The 20,922-nt window shown below is 45.5% G+C and carries 35 protein-coding genes; all 35 read left to right on the forward strand.

The genetic code is table 11. The features are described from left to right. The first annotated feature begins 38 nt into the window (after positions 1-38). The 35 genes from rpsL to dsbD all read left to right on the forward strand — a co-directional run bounded on the left by rpsL (position 39) and on the right by dsbD (position 20,910). Positions 39-419: a 30S ribosomal protein S12 gene (rpsL, locus tag FD975_RS00275; protein ID WP_041484791.1), complete on the forward strand. Its 381-nt coding sequence runs from the start codon at positions 39-41 to the stop codon at positions 417-419. A 150-nt stretch (positions 420-569) separates the two neighbouring features. Further along, positions 570-1,040, forward strand: coding sequence for a 30S ribosomal protein S7 (gene rpsG, locus FD975_RS00280; protein ID WP_015420229.1), 471 nt, complete (start codon positions 570-572; stop codon positions 1,038-1,040). Positions 1,041-1,067: 27 nt separating this feature from the next. Continuing rightward, a complete protein-coding gene (fusA, locus tag FD975_RS00285) occupies positions 1,068-3,170 on the forward strand; it encodes an elongation factor G (protein ID WP_015420230.1) in 2,103 nt (700 codons plus the stop codon). 50 nt (positions 3,171-3,220) lie between these two features. Next, entirely contained in the window at positions 3,221-4,411 is a 1,191-nt protein-coding gene (gene tuf / locus FD975_RS00290) for an elongation factor Tu (protein ID WP_215302340.1), read from the forward strand. Positions 4,412-4,523: 112 nt separating this feature from the next. Beyond that, positions 4,524-4,835: a 30S ribosomal protein S10 gene (gene rpsJ / locus FD975_RS00295; RefSeq protein WP_011901899.1), complete on the forward strand. Its 312-nt coding sequence runs from the start codon at positions 4,524-4,526 to the stop codon at positions 4,833-4,835. A 197-nt stretch (positions 4,836-5,032) separates the two neighbouring features. Beyond that, a complete protein-coding gene (gene rplC / locus FD975_RS00300) occupies positions 5,033-5,689 on the forward strand; it encodes a 50S ribosomal protein L3 (RefSeq protein WP_215303687.1) in 657 nt (218 codons plus the stop codon). Positions 5,690-5,700: 11 nt separating this feature from the next. Continuing rightward, complete coding sequence (gene rplD, locus FD975_RS00305; RefSeq protein WP_015420233.1) at positions 5,701-6,321, forward strand: 50S ribosomal protein L4; 621 nt, start codon at positions 5,701-5,703, stop codon at positions 6,319-6,321. Beyond that, a complete protein-coding gene (rplW, locus tag FD975_RS00310) occupies positions 6,318-6,632 on the forward strand; it encodes a 50S ribosomal protein L23 (RefSeq protein ID WP_076024545.1) in 315 nt (104 codons plus the stop codon). Before rplD ends, rplW begins: the two co-directional genes overlap by 4 nt. 2 nt (positions 6,633-6,634) lie before the next feature. Next, complete coding sequence (gene rplB / locus FD975_RS00315) at positions 6,635-7,465, forward strand: 50S ribosomal protein L2 (protein ID WP_215302345.1); 831 nt, start codon at positions 6,635-6,637, stop codon at positions 7,463-7,465. Positions 7,466-7,484: 19 nt separating this feature from the next. After that, positions 7,485-7,763, forward strand: coding sequence for a 30S ribosomal protein S19 (gene rpsS / locus FD975_RS00320; protein ID WP_011901904.1), 279 nt, complete (start codon positions 7,485-7,487; stop codon positions 7,761-7,763). Positions 7,764-7,770: 7 nt separating this feature from the next. Further along, positions 7,771-8,103, forward strand: a complete 333-nt coding sequence (gene rplV / locus FD975_RS00325) for a 50S ribosomal protein L22 (protein WP_215300499.1) — start codon at positions 7,771-7,773, stop codon at positions 8,101-8,103. 8 nt (positions 8,104-8,111) lie between these two features. Beyond that, the gene (gene rpsC, locus FD975_RS00330; protein WP_215302346.1) at positions 8,112-8,933 is read left to right on the forward strand and encodes a 30S ribosomal protein S3; all 822 of its coding nucleotides are present in this window, start codon (positions 8,112-8,114) and stop codon (positions 8,931-8,933) included. 2 nt (positions 8,934-8,935) lie between these two features. Next, the gene (gene rplP / locus FD975_RS00335) at positions 8,936-9,349 is read left to right on the forward strand and encodes a 50S ribosomal protein L16 (protein WP_015420238.1); all 414 of its coding nucleotides are present in this window, start codon (positions 8,936-8,938) and stop codon (positions 9,347-9,349) included. A 14-nt stretch (positions 9,350-9,363) separates the two neighbouring features. Further along, positions 9,364-9,558, forward strand: coding sequence for a 50S ribosomal protein L29 (gene rpmC, locus FD975_RS00340; protein ID WP_015420239.1), 195 nt, complete (start codon positions 9,364-9,366; stop codon positions 9,556-9,558). Positions 9,559-9,570: 12 nt separating this feature from the next. Then, positions 9,571-9,840 carry a 30S ribosomal protein S17 gene (rpsQ, locus tag FD975_RS00345; protein ID WP_076024550.1) on the forward strand — a complete coding sequence of 90 codons (270 nt, stop codon included), beginning with the start codon at positions 9,571-9,573 and terminating at the stop codon, positions 9,838-9,840. 186 nt (positions 9,841-10,026) lie between these two features. Then, positions 10,027-10,395 (forward strand): 50S ribosomal protein L14, encoded by a 369-nt coding sequence (gene rplN, locus FD975_RS00350; RefSeq protein WP_015420241.1) that lies wholly within the window; start codon positions 10,027-10,029, stop codon positions 10,393-10,395. 9 nt (positions 10,396-10,404) lie between these two features. Next, complete coding sequence (gene rplX / locus FD975_RS00355) at positions 10,405-10,713, forward strand: 50S ribosomal protein L24 (protein WP_011901911.1); 309 nt, start codon at positions 10,405-10,407, stop codon at positions 10,711-10,713. Between the two features lie 16 nt (positions 10,714-10,729). Beyond that, positions 10,730-11,272, forward strand: coding sequence for a 50S ribosomal protein L5 (gene rplE / locus FD975_RS00360; RefSeq protein ID WP_046329383.1), 543 nt, complete (start codon positions 10,730-10,732; stop codon positions 11,270-11,272). Between the two features lie 9 nt (positions 11,273-11,281). After that, the gene (rpsN, locus tag FD975_RS00365) at positions 11,282-11,587 is read left to right on the forward strand and encodes a 30S ribosomal protein S14 (RefSeq protein WP_046329384.1); all 306 of its coding nucleotides are present in this window, start codon (positions 11,282-11,284) and stop codon (positions 11,585-11,587) included. A 24-nt stretch (positions 11,588-11,611) separates the two neighbouring features. Continuing rightward, positions 11,612-12,007 carry a 30S ribosomal protein S8 gene (gene rpsH, locus FD975_RS00370; protein ID WP_015420245.1) on the forward strand — a complete coding sequence of 132 codons (396 nt, stop codon included), beginning with the start codon at positions 11,612-11,614 and terminating at the stop codon, positions 12,005-12,007. 10 nt (positions 12,008-12,017) lie between these two features. Next, complete coding sequence (gene rplF, locus FD975_RS00375) at positions 12,018-12,551, forward strand: 50S ribosomal protein L6 (RefSeq protein ID WP_215302347.1); 534 nt, start codon at positions 12,018-12,020, stop codon at positions 12,549-12,551. 13 nt (positions 12,552-12,564) lie between these two features. Beyond that, positions 12,565-12,918: a 50S ribosomal protein L18 gene (gene rplR / locus FD975_RS00380; protein WP_062307056.1), complete on the forward strand. Its 354-nt coding sequence runs from the start codon at positions 12,565-12,567 to the stop codon at positions 12,916-12,918. Positions 12,919-12,936: 18 nt separating this feature from the next. Beyond that, positions 12,937-13,455, forward strand: coding sequence for a 30S ribosomal protein S5 (gene rpsE / locus FD975_RS00385; protein WP_015420248.1), 519 nt, complete (start codon positions 12,937-12,939; stop codon positions 13,453-13,455). Between the two features lie 24 nt (positions 13,456-13,479). Continuing rightward, entirely contained in the window at positions 13,480-13,668 is a 189-nt protein-coding gene (rpmD, locus tag FD975_RS00390) for a 50S ribosomal protein L30 (protein WP_015420249.1), read from the forward strand. Between the two features lie 27 nt (positions 13,669-13,695). Next, a complete protein-coding gene (gene rplO, locus FD975_RS00395; protein WP_215302348.1) occupies positions 13,696-14,136 on the forward strand; it encodes a 50S ribosomal protein L15 in 441 nt (146 codons plus the stop codon). 17 nt (positions 14,137-14,153) lie between these two features. Continuing rightward, positions 14,154-15,491 carry a preprotein translocase subunit SecY gene (gene secY, locus FD975_RS00400; RefSeq protein WP_215302349.1) on the forward strand — a complete coding sequence of 446 codons (1,338 nt, stop codon included), beginning with the start codon at positions 14,154-14,156 and terminating at the stop codon, positions 15,489-15,491. Between the two features lie 4 nt (positions 15,492-15,495). Then, entirely contained in the window at positions 15,496-15,714 is a 219-nt protein-coding gene (gene infA / locus FD975_RS00405) for a translation initiation factor IF-1 (protein ID WP_015420252.1), read from the forward strand. Between the two features lie 35 nt (positions 15,715-15,749). Then, a complete protein-coding gene (rpmJ, locus tag FD975_RS00410; RefSeq protein WP_012357167.1) occupies positions 15,750-15,866 on the forward strand; it encodes a 50S ribosomal protein L36 in 117 nt (38 codons plus the stop codon). 24 nt (positions 15,867-15,890) lie between these two features. Then, positions 15,891-16,256, forward strand: a complete 366-nt coding sequence (rpsM, locus tag FD975_RS00415; RefSeq protein ID WP_015420253.1) for a 30S ribosomal protein S13 — start codon at positions 15,891-15,893, stop codon at positions 16,254-16,256. Between the two features lie 18 nt (positions 16,257-16,274). Beyond that, a complete protein-coding gene (gene rpsK / locus FD975_RS00420; RefSeq protein ID WP_015420254.1) occupies positions 16,275-16,682 on the forward strand; it encodes a 30S ribosomal protein S11 in 408 nt (135 codons plus the stop codon). Between the two features lie 118 nt (positions 16,683-16,800). Further along, complete coding sequence (gene rpsD / locus FD975_RS00425) at positions 16,801-17,424, forward strand: 30S ribosomal protein S4 (protein ID WP_068320135.1); 624 nt, start codon at positions 16,801-16,803, stop codon at positions 17,422-17,424. Positions 17,425-17,446: 22 nt separating this feature from the next. Next, the gene (rpoA, locus tag FD975_RS00430) at positions 17,447-18,427 is read left to right on the forward strand and encodes a DNA-directed RNA polymerase subunit alpha (protein WP_015420255.1); all 981 of its coding nucleotides are present in this window, start codon (positions 17,447-17,449) and stop codon (positions 18,425-18,427) included. 16 nt (positions 18,428-18,443) lie between these two features. Continuing rightward, positions 18,444-18,836: a 50S ribosomal protein L17 gene (gene rplQ / locus FD975_RS00435; protein WP_015420256.1), complete on the forward strand. Its 393-nt coding sequence runs from the start codon at positions 18,444-18,446 to the stop codon at positions 18,834-18,836. 68 nt (positions 18,837-18,904) lie between these two features. After that, a complete protein-coding gene (cutA, locus tag FD975_RS00440) occupies positions 18,905-19,237 on the forward strand; it encodes a divalent-cation tolerance protein CutA (protein WP_215302350.1) in 333 nt (110 codons plus the stop codon). Between the two features lie 5 nt (positions 19,238-19,242). Further along, positions 19,243-20,910: a protein-disulfide reductase DsbD gene (dsbD, locus tag FD975_RS00445; protein WP_215302351.1), complete on the forward strand. Its 1,668-nt coding sequence runs from the start codon at positions 19,243-19,245 to the stop codon at positions 20,908-20,910. Positions 20,911-20,922 lie beyond the last annotated feature (12 nt).

Here is a 20,922-nt window from a genome sequence, read left to right on the forward strand (position 1 = left end):
TGAAGAAAGCAACAAAGAAGTACTAACCGAGCTATTTTATGCCAACAATTAATCAATTATTACGTAAGCCAAGAACACGGCTGACCGTTAAAAGCAAGAGCCCTGCGCTGCAAAACAGCCCGCAGCGCCGTGGTGTATGTACACGTGTGTACACAACCACTCCTAAAAAGCCTAACTCTGCGCTACGTAAAGTAGCAAAAGTTCGCTTAACTAATGGTTTTGAAGTCATTTCATACATTGGTGGTGAAGGCCATAACCTCCAGGAACACTCAGTAGTGTTGATCCGTGGTGGTCGTGTAAAGGATTTGCCAGGTGTTCGTTACCACATCGTTCGTGGCTCACTTGACTTGCAAGGTGTTAAAGACCGTAAGCAATCACGTTCCAAGTACGGTGCTAAGCGCGCTAAGAAAGCTGCTTAATAGCAACTTACAGTATTTGTAGTAAGTCTTCGTTTGTCAGACTTTAAAGACAAGTAAGTGGCCGTTCCGTCTAGAGATTTCTCCAGATAGTAGGACGGCCGGAGCGGGTGATCCATGTGGGCCACCCCTAACTGAACTGAAGGAGTAGTTATGCCACGTCGTCGTGAAGTTCCCAAACGGGAAATCTTGCCTGATCCAAAATTCGGCAATGTAGAAGTAGCAAAATTCATGAACGTCCTCATGTTGGACGGCAAGAAATCGGTTGCAGAGCGTATCGTTTACGGTGCCTTTGATCACATCGAGAAAAAAGCAAATAAAGAACCACTCGAAGTTTTCTCCACAGCTATGGGCAACGTTAAGCCAATGGTTGAGGTGAAGAGCCGTCGTGTTGGTGGCGCTAACTACCAGGTTCCTGTTGAAGTTCGCCCATCACGCCGTTCTGCTTTGGCAATGCGCTGGGTGCGCGAAGCCGCTAAAAAGCGCGGTGAAAAATCAATGGCTCAACGTTTGGCCAACGAATTATTAGAAGCTGCAGAAGGTCGCGGCGGAGCAATGAAGAAGCGTGAAGAAGTTCACCGTATGGCAGAAGCTAACAAAGCTTTCTCACATTTCCGCTTCTAATCGCACAGCAAAGAAAAGGTACCAACAGTGGCACGTAAAACCCCTATCGACAAATACCGCAATATCGGTATTTCTGCGCACATTGACGCAGGTAAGACAACAACAACAGAACGCGTTTTGTTCTACACCGGTGTTAATCACAAAATTGGTGAAGTACATGATGGCGCTGCAACCATGGACTGGATGGAGCAAGAGCAAGAGCGTGGTATCACGATTACTTCTGCTGCTACTACAACGTTCTGGAAGGGCATGGCTGGTAACTTCCCAGAGCACCGCATCAATATTATTGATACCCCAGGACACGTAGACTTCACTATTGAAGTTGAGCGTTCAATGCGCGTTTTGGATGGCGCTTGCATGGTTTACTGTGCAGTAGGTGGTGTACAGCCACAATCTGAGACTGTTTGGCGTCAAGCTAATAAGTATCAAGTTCCACGTTTAGCATTCGTAAACAAAATGGACCGTACAGGTGCGAATTTCTTCAAGGTCTATGACCAAATGAAGATGCGCCTTAAAGCAAATCCTATCTTGATTCAAATTCCAATTGGCGCCGAAGAAAACTTCAAAGGCGTTGTGGACTTGGTCAAAATGAAGGCCATCTATTGGGATGAAGAATCACAAGGTACTAAGTTTACGTACGAAGATATCCCTGCTGAATTGCAAGCCTCTGCTGAAGAGTGGCGCGAGAAAATGCTCGAAGCTGCTGCAGAGAGTTCAGAAGAGTTGATGGAAAAATATCTCGGCGGCGAAGGCTTGACCGAAGAAGAAATCAAAGGCGCATTACGTCAACGTACTATTGCCAATGAAATCGTTCCAATGTTGTGCGGAACAGCGTTCAAAAACAAAGGCGTTCAGGCGATGTTGGATGCAGTTGTTGAATTGTTGCCTTCACCATTAGACGTTCCACCAGTTCCATGTGAATTGGAAGACGGCACACCGACAACACGTGAAGCTTCTGATAGCGCGAAGTTCTCAGCGTTGGCATTTAAGATCATGACTGACCCATTCGTTGGCCAGCTTATCTTCTTCCGTGTTTACTCCGGTGTAATGAAATCTGGCGACACAATCTACAACCCAATCAAGGGTAAGAAAGAGCGTGTTGGACGTTTGTTGCAAATGCATGCAAACGAACGTGAAGAAATTAAAGAAGTATTCGCTGGCGATATCGCAGCTGCAGTTGGTCTGAAAGACGCAACTACAGGCGAAACATTGTGTGATCCAGATAGCATCGTTATTTTGGAGCGCATGGTATTCCCAGAGCCAGTGATCTCTCAGGCTGTAGAGCCAAAGACAAAAGCCGACCAAGAAAAAATGGGTCTTGCTTTGAATCGTTTGGCACAAGAAGATCCTTCTTTCCGCGTAAAGACAGACGAAGAATCTGGTCAAACAATTATTTCCGGCATGGGCGAGCTCCACTTGGAAATTTTGGTTGATCGCATGAAGCGTGAGTTTAGCGTTGAAGCAACTGTTGGTAAGCCACAAGTTGCCTATCGCGAAACAATTCGTAAAGTTTGCGAAGAGATCGAAGGTAAATTCGTTAAGCAGTCTGGTGGTCGTGGTCAATACGGTCACGTGGTACTGAAGTTAGAGCCACAGGCGCCAGGTAAAGGTTTTGAATTCGTTGACGCTATTAAGGGCGGTGTTGTTCCACGTGAATACATACCTGCAGTAGAAAAAGGAATTATCGAAACATTGAACTCCGGTATTTTGGCTGGCTATCCAGTTGTAGATATCAAAGCAACATTGTTCTTCGGTTCATACCATGATGTTGACTCCAACGAAAACGCATTTAAGATGGCGGGCTCGATGGCATTCAAAGACGGTATGCGCAAAGCATCACCAGTGTTGCTAGAACCAATGATGGCTGTTGAAGTTGAAACACCAGAAGATTTCATGGGTAACGTAATGGGTGACCTCTCATCACGTCGCGGTATTTTGCAAGGTATGGATGACATTCCAGGGGGCGGCAAGATCGTTCGCGCTGAAGTGCCATTGGCAGAGATGTTTGGTTACTCAACTGGCTTGCGCTCGTTGACCCAAGGTCGCGCTACCTACACCATGGAATTTAAGCATTATTCCGAAGCACCAAAGAACGTAGCTGAAGCAGTGATGGCTGCTAAAGCGAAGTAATTTATCCACATTATTTTGAATATTGACTAGCTAAGAAGGCAGACAAAAAAATGGCAAAAGAAAAGTTTGAGCGGACAAAACCGCACGTAAACGTTGGCACAATCGGTCACGTTGACCACGGTAAAACCACATTGACAGCAGCTATTGCAACCGTGCTTTCAAAAGCATTCGGTGGCGAAGCAAAAGCATACGATCAGATCGATGCTGCTCCAGAAGAAAAAGCACGCGGTATTACGATTAATACAGCACACGTTGAGTATGAGACAGCGAATCGTCACTACGCGCACGTGGATTGCCCAGGACATGCTGACTACGTTAAGAACATGATTACTGGTGCTGCTCAGATGGACGGCGCTATTTTGGTTTGCTCTGCAGCTGACGGCCCAATGCCACAAACTCGTGAGCACATCCTCTTGGCACGCCAAGTTGGTGTTCCATACATCATCGTGTTCTTGAACAAGTGCGACATGGTGGATGACGCTGAGTTGTTAGAGCTCGTAGAAATGGAAGTTCGTGAGCTTTTATCTAAGTACGACTTCCCAGGTGATGACACACCAATCGTTCAAGGCTCTGCTAAGTTAGCGCTTGAAGGCGACGAAGGCCCATTGGGCAAAGAAGCCATCATGAAGTTGGCCGAAGCGCTTGACTCTTACATCCCAACTCCAGAGCGTGCTGTTGACGGTGCGTTCTTGATGCCAGTAGAGGACGTGTTCTCTATCTCTGGTCGCGGTACTGTGGTTACAGGCCGTATCGAGCGCGGTATCGTTAAAGTTGGTGAAGAGATTGAAATTATCGGTATCAAGCCAACACTCAAGACAACTTGTACTGGTGTTGAAATGTTCCGCAAATTGCTCGACCAAGGTCAAGCAGGCGATAACGTTGGTATCTTGTTACGCGGTACAAAACGTGAAGAAGTTGAGCGCGGCCAAGTATTGGCTAAGCCAGGTTCAATCACCCCACATACTCACTTTACAGCCGAGGTTTACATCTTGGGTAAAGATGAAGGTGGTCGTCATACTCCATTCTTTAACAACTATCGTCCACAGTTTTACTTCCGTACTACGGACGTAACTGGTTCAATCGAGTTGCCAAAAGACAAAGAAATGGTAATGCCTGGTGATAACGTGACTATTACCGTCAAACTCATCGCTCCAATCGCGATGGAAGAAGGTTTACGTTTTGCGATCCGTGAAGGTGGCCGTACTGTTGGCGCCGGCGTGGTTGCAAAGATTTTGGCTTAATAGCAGTAAAAAATATTTAGCGGTTTGCTAACCGGTGACGTCCGTGCTGCGGATGTCACCGAGCTCTTTAGAAATATAACGTGGCAGCACCACAACGCTCTTTGGAATTAATATGCAAAACCAAAAAATTCGTATTCGTCTTAAAGCATTTGATTACCGTTTGATCGACCAGTCTGCAGCTGAAATCGTTGATACAGCTAAACGTACTGGTGCTGTTGTTAAGGGTCCAGTACCTTTGCCAACACGTATTGAGCGCTTTGACATTCTGCGTTCACCACACGTAAACAAGACTTCACGTGACCAGTTAGAGATTCGTACCCATCTGCGTTTGATGGATATCGTTGATCCTACAGAGAAAACTGTGGATGCCTTGATGAAATTAGACCTCCCAGCAGGTGTGGACGTCGAAATTAAGTTGCAGTAATTCAGTATTTCCAGTCTTAGCGCTTGCCAAGACTGGCCTTTCGGGATAGAATCAAAGGCTTCGCTGAATTATTTGGGCGGATTTAAAGGTTTTATCAGCATTAAAAACGTTGTAAGTTATTGATTTAGAAGTATTTTTACTTGTAAATCACTTAAATTAATTTTGCCGACCAATCGAAGTCGGCGTGGAGCATGAATATGAGCTTAGGCTTAATCGGTCGCAAGATCGGCATGACCCGTCTATTTACGGACGAAGGGGAAGCAATTCCTGTCACCGTAATTGACGTGAGCGACAACAGAATCGCTCAAATCAAGACCCAGGCAACTGATGGCTATGATGCTATCCAGTTGGCACATGGCACACGTAGAGCTACTCGCGTTACCAAAGCAATGGCTGGTCACTTCGCTAAAGCGGGTGTGATGGCTGGTAACGGTCTCAACGAATTTCATTTAGATGCAGCAAAAATCGCAGAAATGACACCAGGACAAGTAATTCCTGCTGATACTGCATTTTCTGCTGGCCAAAAAGTGGATGTACAAGGTGTAACGATTGGTAAAGGCTATGCCGGTACTATCAAGCGCCATCACTTTGCTTCAGGTCGCGCATCACACGGTAACTCACGTTCACATAACGTGCCAGGTTCTATCGGTATGGCGCAAGATCCAGGTCGTGTTTTCCCAGGTAAGCGCATGACAGGCCACCTTGGTGACGAAACACGCACTGTACAAAATTTAGTCATCGCACGCATTGATGCAGAACGCAATCTCATCATGGTTAAAGGCGCTATTCCAGGTGCCCCAGGCGGTAAAGTTATTGTTACTCCAGCGGTGAAGACACCGTTGAAGAAGAAATAAGGAGAGCGAATATGGAACTTAAGCTTCTCCAAGATAACGGTACTTTGGGCGCAGGCGTTCAAGCCTCACCAGAAGTATTCGAGCGCGAATATAACGAGGCATTGGTACACCAAGTAGTTGTGGCTTACCAAGCGAATGCACGAAGTGGTAACCGTGCACAAAAAGACCGTGAGCAAGTTAAGCACACAACCAAGAAACCTTGGCGTCAAAAAGGTACTGGTCGTGCACGTGCTGGTATGAGCTCTTCCCCGCTGTGGCGTGGAGGTGGTCGTATATTCCCGAATTCACCTGAAGAAAATTTCAGCCAAAAAGTAAACAAGAAAATGTACCGCGCTGGTATGAGATCAATTTTGTCTCAGTTAGCTCGCGAAGGTCGTTTGAATGTTGTTGACCAATTTAATCTTGATGCTCCAAAGACTAAAGTTTTAGCTGACAAAGTTAAAGCAATGGGCTTGGATTCAGTCTTGATCATCGTTGATCAGGTTAGCGAGAATTTGTACTTGGCATCACGCAACTTGCATAAGGTTGCTGTATGTGAGCCACAGCACGCTGATCCATTAGCTTTAGTTCAATACAAAAAAGTATTGGTAAGCAAAGCAGCGATCGCAAAAATTGAGGAGTTGCTGAAATGAGCCAAGTCCGTAAAAACGATCACAGCTTGATGAAGGTTCTGCTTGGACCGGTTATCTCTGAAAAAGCCACTATGGTTGCAGAGAAAAACGAACAAGTGGTATTCCAAGTTACACGCGACGCTAATAAGAGCGATGTGAAACAAGCGGTTGAGTTGCTCTTTAAAGTGCAAGTTGACTCTGTTCAAATCGTGAATCAAAAAGGTAAGCCAAAGCGCTATGGCCGTTTTGAAGGTCGTCGTGACCATACTAAGAAGGCCTACGTTAGCTTGAAGCCAGGTCAAGAAATTAACTTTGAAGCGGAGGCGAATTAATCATGCCTTTGATGAAGACAAAACCGACCTCACCAGGTCGTCGCTCAATGGTCAAGGTGGTAAATCCTGACCTGCATAAAGGTAAACCTTTTGCAGCGTTGGTAGAGCCACAGTTCCAAAAAGCAGGTCGTAACAATAATGGTCACATCACTACCCGTCATAAAGGTGGTGGTCATAAGCATCACTATCGTGTTGTTGATTTCAAACGCAATGACAAAGATGGTATTCCAGCAAAAGTAGAGCGCTTGGAATACGATCCAAACCGCAGTGCAAATATTGCATTGATCGTGTTTGCTGATGGTGAGCGTCGCTATATTCTTGCTGCAAAAGGCATGACTGTTGGTCAGGCATTGATGACTGGTGCTGAAGCCCCAATCAAGTCTGGTAACAATTTGCCAATTCGTAACATTCCAGTTGGTAGCACGATTCACTGTGTAGAAATGTTGCCGGGCAAAGGTGCTCAAATCGCACGTTCTGCTGGTGGTTCTGCAGTGTTATTGGCTCGTGAAGGTGTATACGCTCAGGTGCGCTTGCGCTCTGGTGAAGTACGTCGTATTTTGATCGATTGCCGTGCCACTATTGGTGAAGTTGGTAATGAAGAGCATAGCTTGCGCGTTATCGGTAAAGCTGGTGCAAATCGCTGGCGTGGTATTCGCCCGACCGTTCGCGGTGTGGCAATGAACCCAGTAGATCACCCACACGGTGGTGGTGAAGGTAGAACTGGCGAAGGCCGTGTACCTGTCTCCCCATGGGGCACACCAACCAAAGGTTATCGTACACGTCGCAATAAGCGTACAACTTCGATGATCGTTCAACGTCGTCAAAAACGTTAAGCGATAAGGATAAATAGATATGACACGTTCAGCTAAAAAAGGCCCATTTTGCGACGCCAGCTTAGTAAAAAAAGTTGAAGTTGCACAAGCCAACAAGGACAAAAAGCCGATCAAAACTTGGTCACGCCGTTCAACAATCCTCCCAGACTTTATTGGTCTGACGATTGCTGTACATAACGGTCGTCAACACGTTCCGGTATATGTATCAGAAAACATGGTGGGTCATAAGTTAGGCGAATTTGCCTTGACCCGTACTTTCAAAGGTCACGCTGCTGACAAGAAAGTAACGAAGAAGTAAGGGGATGATGATGGAAGTTAAAGCTATTCACAAGGGCGCCCGCATTTCTGCGCAAAAGACACGTTTGGTCGCTGACCAAATCCGTGGTTTGCCAATTGCTCGCGCTATGAACATTTTGAATTTCAGCCCCAAGAAAGCTGCCTTCATTGTGAAGAAAGTTGTTGAGTCCGCAATGGCCAACGCTGAACACAATAAGGGTGCTGATATTGATGAGCTCAAGGTTTCAACAATTATTGTTGATAAGGGTACTTCCTTGAAGCGCTTCACAGCACGCGCAAAGGGTCGTGGTAACCAAATCGAAAAACAAACATGTCACATTACCGTGACCTTGAGTAACTAAGGGAAGATATGGGACAAAAGATAAACCCAACCGGATTCCGACTCTCGGTAACGAAGAACTGGACATCAAAGTGGTATGCAAACAATACTGATTTTGCGAAGATGCTTAAAGAGGACGTAGATGTCCGCATCTATCTCAAGAAGAAGTTGAAGAATGCATCAGTAAGTAAAGTCATTATTGAGCGTCCTGCAAAGAACGCGCGCATCACAATTTACAGCTCACGCCCAGGTGTTGTGATCGGTAAAAAAGGTGAAGATATTGAAGTTCTCCGTCGCGAACTCCAGAAGCGTATGGGCGTTCCAGTCCATGTGAATATTGAAGAAATTCGCAAGCCTGAAGTTGATGCTCAGTTGATCGCTGACTCTATTACTCAACAGTTAGAGAAGCGCATCATGTTCCGTCGTGCAATGAAGCGTGCAATGCAAAATGCAATGCGCCTTGGTGCACAAGGAATCAAGATCATGTCTTCTGGTCGTTTGAATGGCGCTGAAATTGCACGTCGCGAATGGTACCGTGAAGGTCGTGTTCCTCTTCATACACTGAAGGCTGATATTGATTACGCAACTTCAGAAGCGGAAACAACATACGGCATCATCGGTGTAAAAGTTTGGGTATACAAAGGCGATACATTAGGTCGCGGTGCTGATGCTGTAGCAGTAACGGTAGAGCCAGCAGCTGAAGAGAAAAAGCCACGTCGCGCACCAGCTAAAACAACCGCACGTAAACCAGCAGCTGACAGCAAGCCTTTAGTTGCTGCTAAGCCAGCAGTGAAGCGTGCACCGAAAGCCGTTGAAGCCGTAAGTGCTGAAGCGCAGAAGTCAGGAGAGTAAGCATGCTACAACCAAAGCGTCGTAAGTATCGCAAGGAACAAAAGGGACGTAACACTGGCGTGGCAACACGCGGTAGTTCAGTAGCCTTTGGTGACTTTGGATTGAAAGCTATTGGCCGTGGTCGTTTGACTGCACGTCAGATTGAGTCTGCACGTCGCGCAATGACACGTCACATTAAGCGTGGTGGTCGTATCTGGATCCGTATTTTCCCAGACAAGCCAATTTCACAAAAGCCAGCTGAAGTACGTATGGGTAACGGTAAAGGTAACCCAGAGTACTACGTAGCAGAAATTCAACCAGGCAAGATTTTGTACGAGATGGATGGTGTGGATGAAGGTTTGGCACGTGAGGCTTTCAAGCTTGCTGCTGCTAAGTTGCCATTGCAAACCACTTTCGTGATTCGCCACTTAGGTTGATCGGGATAGAGATTATGAAAAAGACAGAATTAGCATCCAAAGATCTGGTTGCCTTGAATGCAGAATTAACAGAGCTTTTGAAGACTAGCTTCAAACTCCGTATGCAAAAGGGTACTCAGCAACTCACCAACACCAGCCAATTGGGTAAAACTAAGCGTGAAATTGCTCGCGTAAAGACCTTTATTACTCAAAAAACTGCACAGAAATAAGGAAAAAGGGATATGACAGAATTATCTAAACCCTTGCGCCGCACCCTTGTGGGTCGTGTCGTTAGCGACAAAATGCAAAAAACTGTGACTGTGCTAGTTGAGCGCCAAGTAAAACATGCGCTTTATGGCAAATATGTTGGACAGTCCAAAAAATACCATGCTCATGACGAAGCTGGTCAATACAAGATGGGTGATACCGTTGAAATTGCTGAATCTAAGCCAATTTCACGTACTAAGTCTTGGGTTGTAACCCGTTTAGTTCAAGAATCAAAAGGTATTTAAAGAAATATTAGGGATTTTGGCGAACTTTCTTGCCAAATCCCTGTTTTGCGTAGTATGATAGAAGGCTTCTCTGGTTTTATTGGGAGAAGCAGTGTTTTTTCATTAATTCCGGGTTTTAACTTTCGTTGAAGCCCATAGACGGAACCAAGACTGTTTGCCTTTGGCTAACAAGTTGGGGATTAAAAAATGATTCAGACCGAAAGTAGATTACAGGTCGCCGACAACACAGGCGCCAGTGAAGTTTTGTGCATCAAGGTATTGGGCGGCTCTAAGCGTCGTTACGCCAGTATCGGTGATGTCATTAAAGTGACTGTAAAGTCCGCTGCTCCACGTGGCCGTGTAAAAAAAGGTGACATTTATAACGCCGTAGTAGTGAGAACTGCTAAGGGTGTTCGCCGTCCAGACGGCTCATTGATTAAGTTCGATGGAAACGCTGCGGTATTGCTCAACGCTAAGTTAGAGCCAATCGGCACACGTATCTTTGGACCAGTGACGCGTGAGTTGCGTACTGAGAAGTTCATGAAGATCGTTTCTCTCGCCCCCGAAGTTATTTAAGAGGCTGATATGAAAAAGATTCGTAAAGGTGATTCAGTAGTTCTGTTGACTGGCCGCGATAAGGGCAAGCAAGGAACAGTTACAGCCGTTCTCGAGAACAAATTAGTAATCGAAGGCGTAAATATTTACAAAAAGAGCGTTAAGCCAAATCCAGCAGCCGGTGTTACTGGCGGCATGATTGACAAGACGATGCCTGTTCACATTTCTAATGTGGCTGTGGTTGACGGTAACGGCAAACCATCACGTGTTGGTATCAAACTCGTGGACGGTAAAAAGCAACGTTTCCTCAAAACCACTGGCGCAACTTTAAGCGCATAAGGGGCACGGAGAAATTATGAGCACACGTTTTCAAGAACACTATCAAGCTAAAGTTGTTGCTGATTTGATCGCCAAGTTTGGTTACAAGTCAGTAATGGAAGTTCCACGTATCACCAAGGTAACCCTGAATATGGGCTTGGGCGATGCAGTGAACGACAAGAAAATTATCGAAAATGCAGTTGGTGATTTGACTAAAGTAGCAGGTCAAAAGCCAGTTGTGACAAAAGCAAAAAAAGCGATTGCTGGTTTCAAAATTCGTCAAGGTTACCCAATCGGTGCCATGGTCACATTGCGTGGTGCACGCATGTATGAATTTTTAGACCGTTTCGTGACTGTTGCTTTGCCACGCGTACGTGACTTCCGCGGAATTTCCGGTAAGGCATTTGACGGCCGTGGTAACTACAACATCGGCGTTAAAGAGCAAATCATTTTCCCTGAAATCGAATACGACAAAATTGATGCCCTCCGTGGTCTCAATATCAGTATTACGACGACCGCTAAGACTGACGAAGAAGCAAAAGCTTTGTTAGCAGCGTTCAAATTCCCTTTCCGCAATTAAGAGGCTAACGTGGCAAAACTATCCCTAATTGAGCGCGAGAATAAGCGCACAAAAACTGTAGAGAAGTACGCTGTAAAGCGTGCTGAACTCAAGGCAATCATTGCTGATCAATCACGCAGCGATGAAGAGCGCTATGAAGCTCGCTTGAAGCTACAGGCACTCCCACGTAACGCAAGCCCGATTCGTCAAAGAAATCGTTGTTCATTAACCGGTCGTCCGCGCGGCGTATTTAGCAAGTTTGGTTTAGCGCGTAGCAAAATTCGTGAAATCGCCTTCCGTGGCGAAATCCCCGGTTTAACCAAGGCCAGCTGGTAAGCGGCGAAAGAATTAGGAGAACTCATGAGTATCAGCGATCCAATCGCCGACATGTTGACAAGGATCCGCAATGCGCAAGCAGTGCAGAAACCCGTAGTCTTGATGCCGTCGTCAAAAGTTAAAGTAGCTATTGCAAAAGTCTTGCAGGATGAAGGTTATATCGATAGTTTTGAAATCAAAGGTGAAGCAGCTAAGCCAGTGCTACACATTGAACTCAAATACTACGCAGGCCGCCCTGTTATTGAGCGTATTGACCGTGTATCTACACCAAGTCTGCGTATCTACAAAGGCCGTCACGACATTCCTGAAGTAATGAATGGCTTGGGCATTGCAATTATTTCAACCCCACAAGGCGTAATGACAGACCGCAAAGCACGTGCAAACGGCGTTGGTGGTGAAGTTATTTGCTACGTCGCGTAAGGAGAGAAATATGTCCCGCGTTGGTAAATCACCTATTCCAGTCCCTAAGGGCGCTGAAATCAGCATCAACGGTGCAAACATTACTGTTAAAGGCCCATTAGGTACTTTGACACACAACTTGCATCCTTCTGTTGGTTTGAAACAAGAAGATGGCGTATTGACAGTTGTTTTAAATAACGACACACCAGAAGCTGGTGCACAGTCAGGTACAGCCCGTGCTTTAGTAAACAACATGGTTGTTGGCGTAACTACTGGCTTTGAGCGCAAGCTCAGCTTGGTAGGCGTTGGTTACCGTGCTGCTGCTCAAGGCGAATCATTGAAGTTGCAGTTAGGTTTCTCGCACGACATTATTTACAACCTGCCAAAAGGTGTAAAAGCTGAGACCCCTACTCAAACTGAAATCATTATCAAAGGTTCCAACAAGCAGCAAGTTGGCCAGGTTGCAGCTGAAGTTCGCGCATACCGTTCACCAGAGCCATACAAAGGCAAAGGTGTTCGCTACGTGGATGAGGTTGTACATCTGAAAGAAACTAAGAAGAAGTAAGCGAGATTAGAAAATGAATAAAGACGAATCCAGACAAAGACGTGCTAGGCAGACTCGCATTCGCATTGCCGAAGCATTGGCAAATCGCTTAACAGTTATCCGTAGCAATTCACATATCTCTGCACAGGTATATAGCCCATGTGGAACCAAGGTTGTGGCAGCTGCCTCATCAATGGAAAAGGAATTGCGCCAAGCGATCAAAAACGGCGGCAACGCTGAAGCGGCTAAACAAATCGGCAAACTAGTTGCTGAGCGTGCTGTTAAAGCAGGCGTTGTTGATGTTGCTTTTGATCGTTCTGGTCATCGTTATCACGGCCGTATTAAGGCCTTAGCTGAAGCTGCGCGTGAAGCCGGCCTGAAGTTCTAATAGGGTTTAGGAAAAAACATGGCAAAAATGCAAACCAAGATGCAAAACGAAGAGCGTGATGATGGTCTTCGCGAGAAGATGATCGCTGTTAATCGTGTAACTAAAGTGGTTAAGGGTGGTCGTATTCTCGGCTTCGCTGCACTCACTGTAGTTGGCGATGGCGATGGTCGTATCGGCATGGGTAAAGGTAAATCAAAAGAAGTTCCAGTTGCTGTTCAAAAGGCAATGGACGAAGCACGTCGCAAGATGATCAAAGTTTCCTTGCGTAAAGGTACTTTGCAGCACACTGTGATTGGTAAGCATGGCGCGTCACGCGTGATGATTTCTCCAGCTAAAGACGGTACTGGCGTTATTGCTGGTGGCCCAATGCGCGCAATTTTCGATGTAATGGGTGTAACAAACGTTGTTGCTAAGTCACTTGGCTCAACAAACCCTTACAACATGGTTCGTGCAACGATTGATGGTTTAAGCAAGATGAGCACTCCTTCTGAAATTGCTGCTAAGCGCGGTAAGTCAGTTGAAGAGATTCTCGGCTAAGACCAAAAGATTAGGAATCTATAAATGACAACATCTAACTCCAAAGTCAAACTGCAATTAGTGCGCAGCTTGATCGGTACACGCGAAAGCCACCGTGCAACAGTTCGTGGTTTAGGCCTCGGACGTATCAATTCTGTTTCGGAATTGGAAGACACTCCAGCTGTTCGCGGAATGATTAATAAAGTTTCTTATCTAGTTAAAGTCATTGGCTAATAACTAGCAAGTAAATAGGCGAAGAATATGCAACTCAATACACTCAAACCCGCAGAGGGATCCAAGAAAAACCGTCGTCGCGTAGGTCGCGGCATCGGCTCTGGTCTTGGTAAAACTGCTGGCCGCGGTCACAAAGGTCAAAAATCACGTTCAGGCGGATTCCACAAAGTTGGATTCGAAGGCGGACAGATGCCGATGTATCGTCGTTTGCCAAAGCGCGGTTTCGTATCTTTGACACGTCGTCACGTTGGTCAAATTACTTTGAACGACTTAGCAAAAATTAACTTGCCAGAAGTGGACTTGTTAGTTTTGAGAGCGCATGGTTTTGCTGGTGAGCAAATCAATGCAGTCAAAGTGATTAAGACTGGTGAGCTTTCGATTGCTGTGACTCTTAAAGGTATTACAGTAACAGCGGGTGCAAAAGCAGCTATTGAAGCGGCTGGCGGCAAATTGGTTGACTTGGTTTAATTAGTTCTTAGCAGCCGATGGCATTAGCACCTACCAACACAGCGAGTATTGCTCAATCAGGAGGCAAGTATGGCGAATTACGTCAACGCTTGATATTCCTGGTTTTGGCTTTGCTCGTGTTCCGTTTGGGAGCGCATATTCCTGTTCCAGGTATTGATCCTGACCAATTGGCTCAATTGTTCTCAGGTCAAAAAGACGGCATCTTGGGTATGTTTAACCTGTTCTCAGGCGGTGCTTTATCTCGCTTTACCGTTTTTGCTTTGGGAATCATGCCGTACATTTCTGCATCGATCATCATGCAGTTAATGACGATTGTTGTACCTTCATTAGAGGCATTGAAAAAAGAAGGTCAAGCAGGTCAACGTAAGATTACTCAGTACACACGTTATGGCACTGTTGTTTTGGCAACATTCCAAGCTTTGGGAATCTCTGTTGCATTACAAGCTCAGCCAGGCTTAGTTATCAACCCAGGTTTGATGTTTGAATTGAATACCGTGGTAACTCTGGTTACTGGCACGATGTTCTTGATGTGGCTAGGCGAGCAAATCACGGAGCGCGGCCTGGGTAACGGCATCTCTATTATTATTTTTGGCGGTATTGTTTCTGGCTTGCCATCTGCAATCGGTAGCTTGCTTGAATTAGTGCGCACCGGCTCTATGAATATCTTGTCGGCTTTGCTCATCGTCGTGGTGTGCGTTGCTGTGACTTATTTTGTTGTGTTTGTAGAGCGTGGTCAGCGCCGTATTTTGGTGAACTACGCTAAGCGTCAGGTTGGTAATAAGGTTTACGGTGGCCAGTCCTCATACTTCCCATTGAAGTTAAATATGGCTGGTGTTATCCCTCCAATTTTTGCTTCATCTATTATTTTGTTTCCTGCAACGATTGCTGGCTGGTTTACTTCTGGTGAGCCAACCAATATGTTCAGTAGAGTAATTAAAGATTTAGCGGCAACATTGGCCCCAGGTCAACCTGTCTACACAATTTTGTATGCAGCTGCGATTATTTTCTTCTGCTTCTTCTACACAGCTTTGGTCTTCAACAGCCGTGAAACTGCAGATAACTTGAAGAAGAGTGGTGCCTTTGTTCCAGGTATTCGTCCTGGTGACCAGACTGGTCGTTACATCGATAAGATCTTGGTTCGTTTGACATTGGCTGGTGCAATTTATATGGTTTTGGTTTGCTTGTTACCAGAATTCTTAGTGTTGAAGTACAACGTGCCATTCTATTTTGGCGGTACTTCATTGTTGATTATTGTCGTTGTTGCAATGGATTTCATGGCTCAAGTTCAGTCATTTGTAATGCAACAACAATATGGTTCTTTGATGAAAAAAGCTAACTTTAAGATGGGCGCTTAACTGAATGTCTAAAGACGATGTAATTCAGATGGCGGGAGAAATTATTGAGAATTTGCCGAACGCAATGTTTCGCGTGAAGCTAGAGAACGGACATGTGGTTCTAGGGCACATTTCTGGAAAGATGAGGATGCATTACATCCGCATATTGCCAGGAGATAAGGTGACGGTGGAGATGACTCCTTACGACCTGACTCGCGCCAGAATCATTTTCCGAGCGAAGTAAAGATTAAGTAGTACCTATTTTTTTAGAGGTGAGTTATGAAAGTTTTAGCATCCGTTAAGTGTATTTGCAGAAATTGCAAGATCATTAAGCGCAAACGCGTTGTGCGCGTGATCTGTTCTTCAGACGCACGTCATAAGCAGCGTCAAGGCTGATCTGGTTAATTAAGAGGAAATCTCATGGCACGTATCGCTGGGGTAAACATCCCAAATCATCAACATACTGTTATCGGTTTAACAGCAATTTTTGGCATTGGCACAACTCGTGCTCGCAAAATTTGTGAAACCACAGGTGTTGCAATCGACAAAAAAGTTAAAGATCTTACTGACGGTGACTTGGAAAAGTTACGTGATGAAGTAGGTAAGTTCATCACAGAAGGTGACCTTCGTCGTGAAGTAACGATGAGCATCAAGCGTTTGATGGACTTAGGCTGCTATCGTGGCGTTCGTCATCGTAAGGGCTTGCCTGTTCGTGGTCAACGTACTAAGACTAACGCGCGTACCCGCAAGGGCCCACGTAAGTCTGGCGTGCAACTCAAGAAATAATCAAGAAAGTTTATTGACATGGCAAAACAACAATCCGCTTCTGCAGCTTCACAGCGCGCACGTAAGAAGGTTAAAAAGAACGTTGCTGACGGTATTGCACACGTTCACGCTTCTTTTAATAACACCATCATTACGATCACTGATCGCCAAGGTAATGCGCTTTCATGGGCAACATCTGGTGGCCAGGGCTTCAAGGGCTCACGTAAATCAACACCTTTTGCTGCTCAGGTAGCCGCAGAAGTTGCTGGTAAGACAGCTATTGAATGCGGTATCAAGAATTTGGAAGTTCAGATCAAAGGCCCAGGCCCAGGTCGTGAATCAGCAGTGCGTGCATTGAACTCATTGGGCATCAAGATCACTGAGATTCAAGACGTAACCCCAGTTCCACATAATGGTTGCCGTCCTCCTAAGCGTCGTCGTATCTAAGCTTAGATCTTGGCAGTACAACAGTTTTAGTAGTTTTTTATTAAAGCCCACCGTTCATCTGAATTAAAGGGTGAACTCACCGTCGGTCGTAAGACTGCGGCAAAGAAAGGAAAGCATCGTGGCACGTTACTTAGGGCCTAAGGCCAAATTAGCACGTCGGGAAGGTACCGACTTATTTTTAAAGAGCGCACGTCGCGCCCTGTCAGACAAGTGCAAGTTAGATACTAAGCCTGGTCAACATGGCCGTACATCTGGCTCAAGAACATCTGATTACGGTAATCAATTGCGTGAAAAGCAAAAGGTTAAGCGTATCTATGGCGTATTAGAGCGTCAATTCCGTCGTTACTTCGCAGAAGCTGAGCGTCGTAAGGGCAACACTGGTGAAACATTGCTTCAGTTGCTTGAGTCACGTTTAGATAACGTGGTGTATCGCATGGGCTTTGGTTCAACACGCGCTGAAGCACGTCAGTTAGTTTCTCATTGCGCAATTTTGCTCAATGGCAACCCTGTCAATATTCCATCCATTCAGGTTAAGCCTGGTGATGTTGTTGCGATTCGTGAAAAAGCGAAGAAGCAAGCGCGTATTACGGAATCACTCAATTTAGTTGGGCAAATGGCAGCTGTTACTTGGGTTTCAGTTGACGCAGCCAAGCTCGAGGGAACATTTAAGCAAGTGCCTGACCGTGAAGACATTAGCGGCGAAATTAATGAAAGTTTGATCGTCGAATTGTATTCACGCTAATTAGCACTCTCAAGGAAAAAATATGCAAACAAATTTGCTCAAGCCAAAAATTATTTCTGTTGAAGCGCTTACCGCCAACCAAGCTAAGGTTGTTATGGAGCCGTTCGAGCGTGGCTATGGCCACACACTCGGAAATGCATTACGTCGTGTTTTGTTGTCCTCAATGGTTGGTTATGCACCAACTGAAGTAGCTATTGCAGGTGTGGTTCATGAGTACTCCACATTAGACGGAGTTCAAGAGGATGTAGTTAACCTTTTGTTGAACCTCAAAGGTATCGTATTTAAGTTGCAGTCGCGTGACGAAGTTACTATCAATTTGCGTAAAGAAGGCCCAGGCGTTGTTACAGCAAAAGATATCGACTTGCCACACGATGTAGAAATCATTAACCCTGATCACGTTATCGCTCACTTGTCAGCTGGTGGCAAGTTGGATATGCAGATCAAGGTTGAAAAAGGCCGTGGCTATGTACCAGGCAATATGCGTCAATACCATGACGAAGCTACCAAGATCATTGGTCGCATCGTATTGGATGCCTCATTTAGCCCAGTAAGTCGTGTTAGCTATGCTGTTGAGTCTGCTCGTGTTGAGCAACGTACCGACCTCGATCGTCTCGTAATGACTATCGAAACCAACGGTGTGTTGTCTCCTGAAGAGGCGATTCGTCAAGCCGCTACCATTTTGGTTGATCAGTTAGTTGTGTTCGCAGCTCTTGAGAGCAGCGAAGTATCTGGTGATCTCGCCCCAAGTCGCTCTTCAATGGTTGATCCAATGTTGATGCGTCCGGTTGATGATCTCGAACTCACAGTTCGCTCTGCAAACTGCTTGAAGGCTGAGAACATTTACTACATCGGTGACTTGATTCAACGTACAGAGAATGAATTGTTGAAGACGCCTAATCTAGGTCGTAAATCTTTGAATGAAATTAAAGATGTATTGGCGGCTCGTGGCTTAAGTCTTGGCATGAAACTCGAAAGCTGGCCTCCAGCTAACCTCGAGAAATAATTAGAAAGGAAGCATCATGCGTCACGGAAACGGCTTACGCAAACTAAACAGAACATCATCACATCGCTTGGCGATGCTGCGCAACATGTCCAATTCACTCTTGGAGCACGAAGTCATTAAAACGACTTTGCCAAAAGCTAAAGAATTGCGCATGGTTGTTGAGCCTTTGATTACCTTGGGTAAAAAAGATAACTTAGCAAACCGTCGCTTAGCGTTTAATCGCACACGCGATCGCGATATCGTGACCAAACTCTTCACAGAGCTCGGTCCACGTTACGCAACTCGTCCAGGTGGCTACCTTCGTATTTTGAAGTTTGGCTTCCGCCACGGTGATAATGCACCTATGGCTTTGGTTGAGTTAGTTGATCGCCCAGAAGTTGAAGAAACAGCAGTAGCTGAAGAGGCTTAAGCCCTTTAGTTAGATTAAAAGCCAGGCTCCGGTCTGGCTTTTTTCATTTATACGCTTATAAATACAAGATGGCTCAAGAGAAATCTACTGAATTGCTGATAGTTGTTACCACTTTTGCATTGCTAGAGGATGCAAAGAAAATGGCGCATCTGTTGATTGAACGCCGTCTGGCGGCTTGTGTACAAATTCAAGAGGGGGTTCATTCCATCTATCGATGGGAGGGCAAGATTTGCGAAGCAAATGAAATGATGCTTTCAGCAAAAACAGTTGTAGATAGATGGGGAGATGTTTCTAATTTCATCAAAAGTCATCATCCTTATGATTTGCCAGATGTAATAGCCTATGCCCCTGAGAAATACGAAGCACAATATGGCAAGTGGGTGGAGTCCGAGGTAAAGTGACATTTATGAGATTGATTAGTAAATTCATCCCGACAATAGCTGCATTCCTCTTAGTTGTTGGTAATACTTTTGCGGCCCCAGAATTTCTTCCTCCTGAGAAGGCCTTTCAGGCTGAAGCAGTATGGGCGGTCAACACAAATGACATTGAGTTGGAAATTTTTCCAACCAAGGGTTATTACATCTATCAAGAATCCCTACATTTTAAGATGGGCTCCGAGCCCAATAAATTAGGGCTTGTAAAGGCAATGCTGCCTGCTGGCATTGAAAAGTTTGATGAAACTTTTCAAAAGAAGATGCAGGTTTACAAGCAGGCATTTCTTCTGACATTGGACAAAAAAGCCGAAGTAGGAAAGCCTCTATATCTAGAGTTGGAATTGCAAGGATGTGCTGAAGCGGGTATTTGCTATCCGCCCATGACGCTCAAATTTTTGCTTGCAGGCCCCGGTGTAAAGGCTAGACCGATACCAGAGGTATTGGAGGGGGTAAGTAATTCGCCTAAAAAAGAATTTGGCTTGATGGATGTATGGCGTGAGCGAGATGATGTCAATGCCATTACGCGTTTTTTAGATAGCACCCCAACTGGCTATTTATTTTTAGCTTTCTTCATCCTGGGGTTGGCATTAGCTTTCACTCCCTGTGTGCTTCCAATGCTACCCATTCTGTCTAGTGTGGTGTTTGGAACTCAGGGCAAAAAATCGATTAGCAAAAGCCGGGCTAGTCTCTTGGCCGTGGCTTATGTACTTGGTATGGCCTGTGTCTACGCTTTAGCGGGAGTCTTGATGGCCGCTCTAGGCGGTAGCGTCCAAAGAGCCCTGCAGAGCCCTGTAGCGCTAATTGGGTTTGCATTGCTACTACTCGCACTGTCGGGGAGCTTATTTGGCCTGTATGAGCTCAGAATGCCCCAATCTTGGCAGGAAAAAGTCGACCAATTAGCAGGGCGCCATAAAGGTGGGAGCTTTGTTGGTGCCTTCGCTTTGGGTGGAATTTCGACGTTAGTTGCTAGCCCTTGTATTACTGCACCTTTGGCCGGAGTACTTGCTTTCATTGCCCAAACAGGATCAATGAGTTTGGGGGCCGGTTTACTGTTTGTGATGGCTTTGGGTATGGGCTTGCCACTTCTCTTTATTGCTATTGAGGCGCGCATCCTCATTCCATCAACTGGTATTTGGATGGTTTGGTTGCAAAGAACGCTCGGTGTTTTATTGGTGGCAACTGCAGCCTGGATTGTCTCTCCTTTATTACAAAGCAGTAATGAAGCGGGTGGCAAGATGATGGCTAATGGCCAACGTCAACATCAGATTGGAAATGCGAGTTTTGCTGTAATTCAATCTAGTGCCCAGTTAGATCAATTCTTGGCCCAAGCAAAAGAGCAGAAGAAATTAGTGCTCCTAGATTTTTATGCAGACTGGTGCATCTCCTGCAAAGAGATGGAGGTCAATACCTTTGCTAATTCTGAAGTGAATCAAGAGTTACAGAAATTTGTTTTAGTTCAAGCTGATGTAACAAAGAACAGTCCTGAGAATCAGGAATTACTGAAGCGTTTTGGATTATTCGGGCCACCTGGAATTTTGATCTTTGATCTCAATTCAGAAGAGTTAAAAGATCAGCGTGTAATTGGCTATATGCCGCCACAACGTTTTGTTGAGCGCTTGAAAAAAGTGCTGGCCAATTAAATGAATTGAAAC

The sequence above is a fragment of the Polynucleobacter sp. AP-Jannik-300A-C4 genome (assembly GCF_018688335.1).
Lineage (GTDB): Bacteria > Pseudomonadota > Gammaproteobacteria > Burkholderiales > Burkholderiaceae > Polynucleobacter.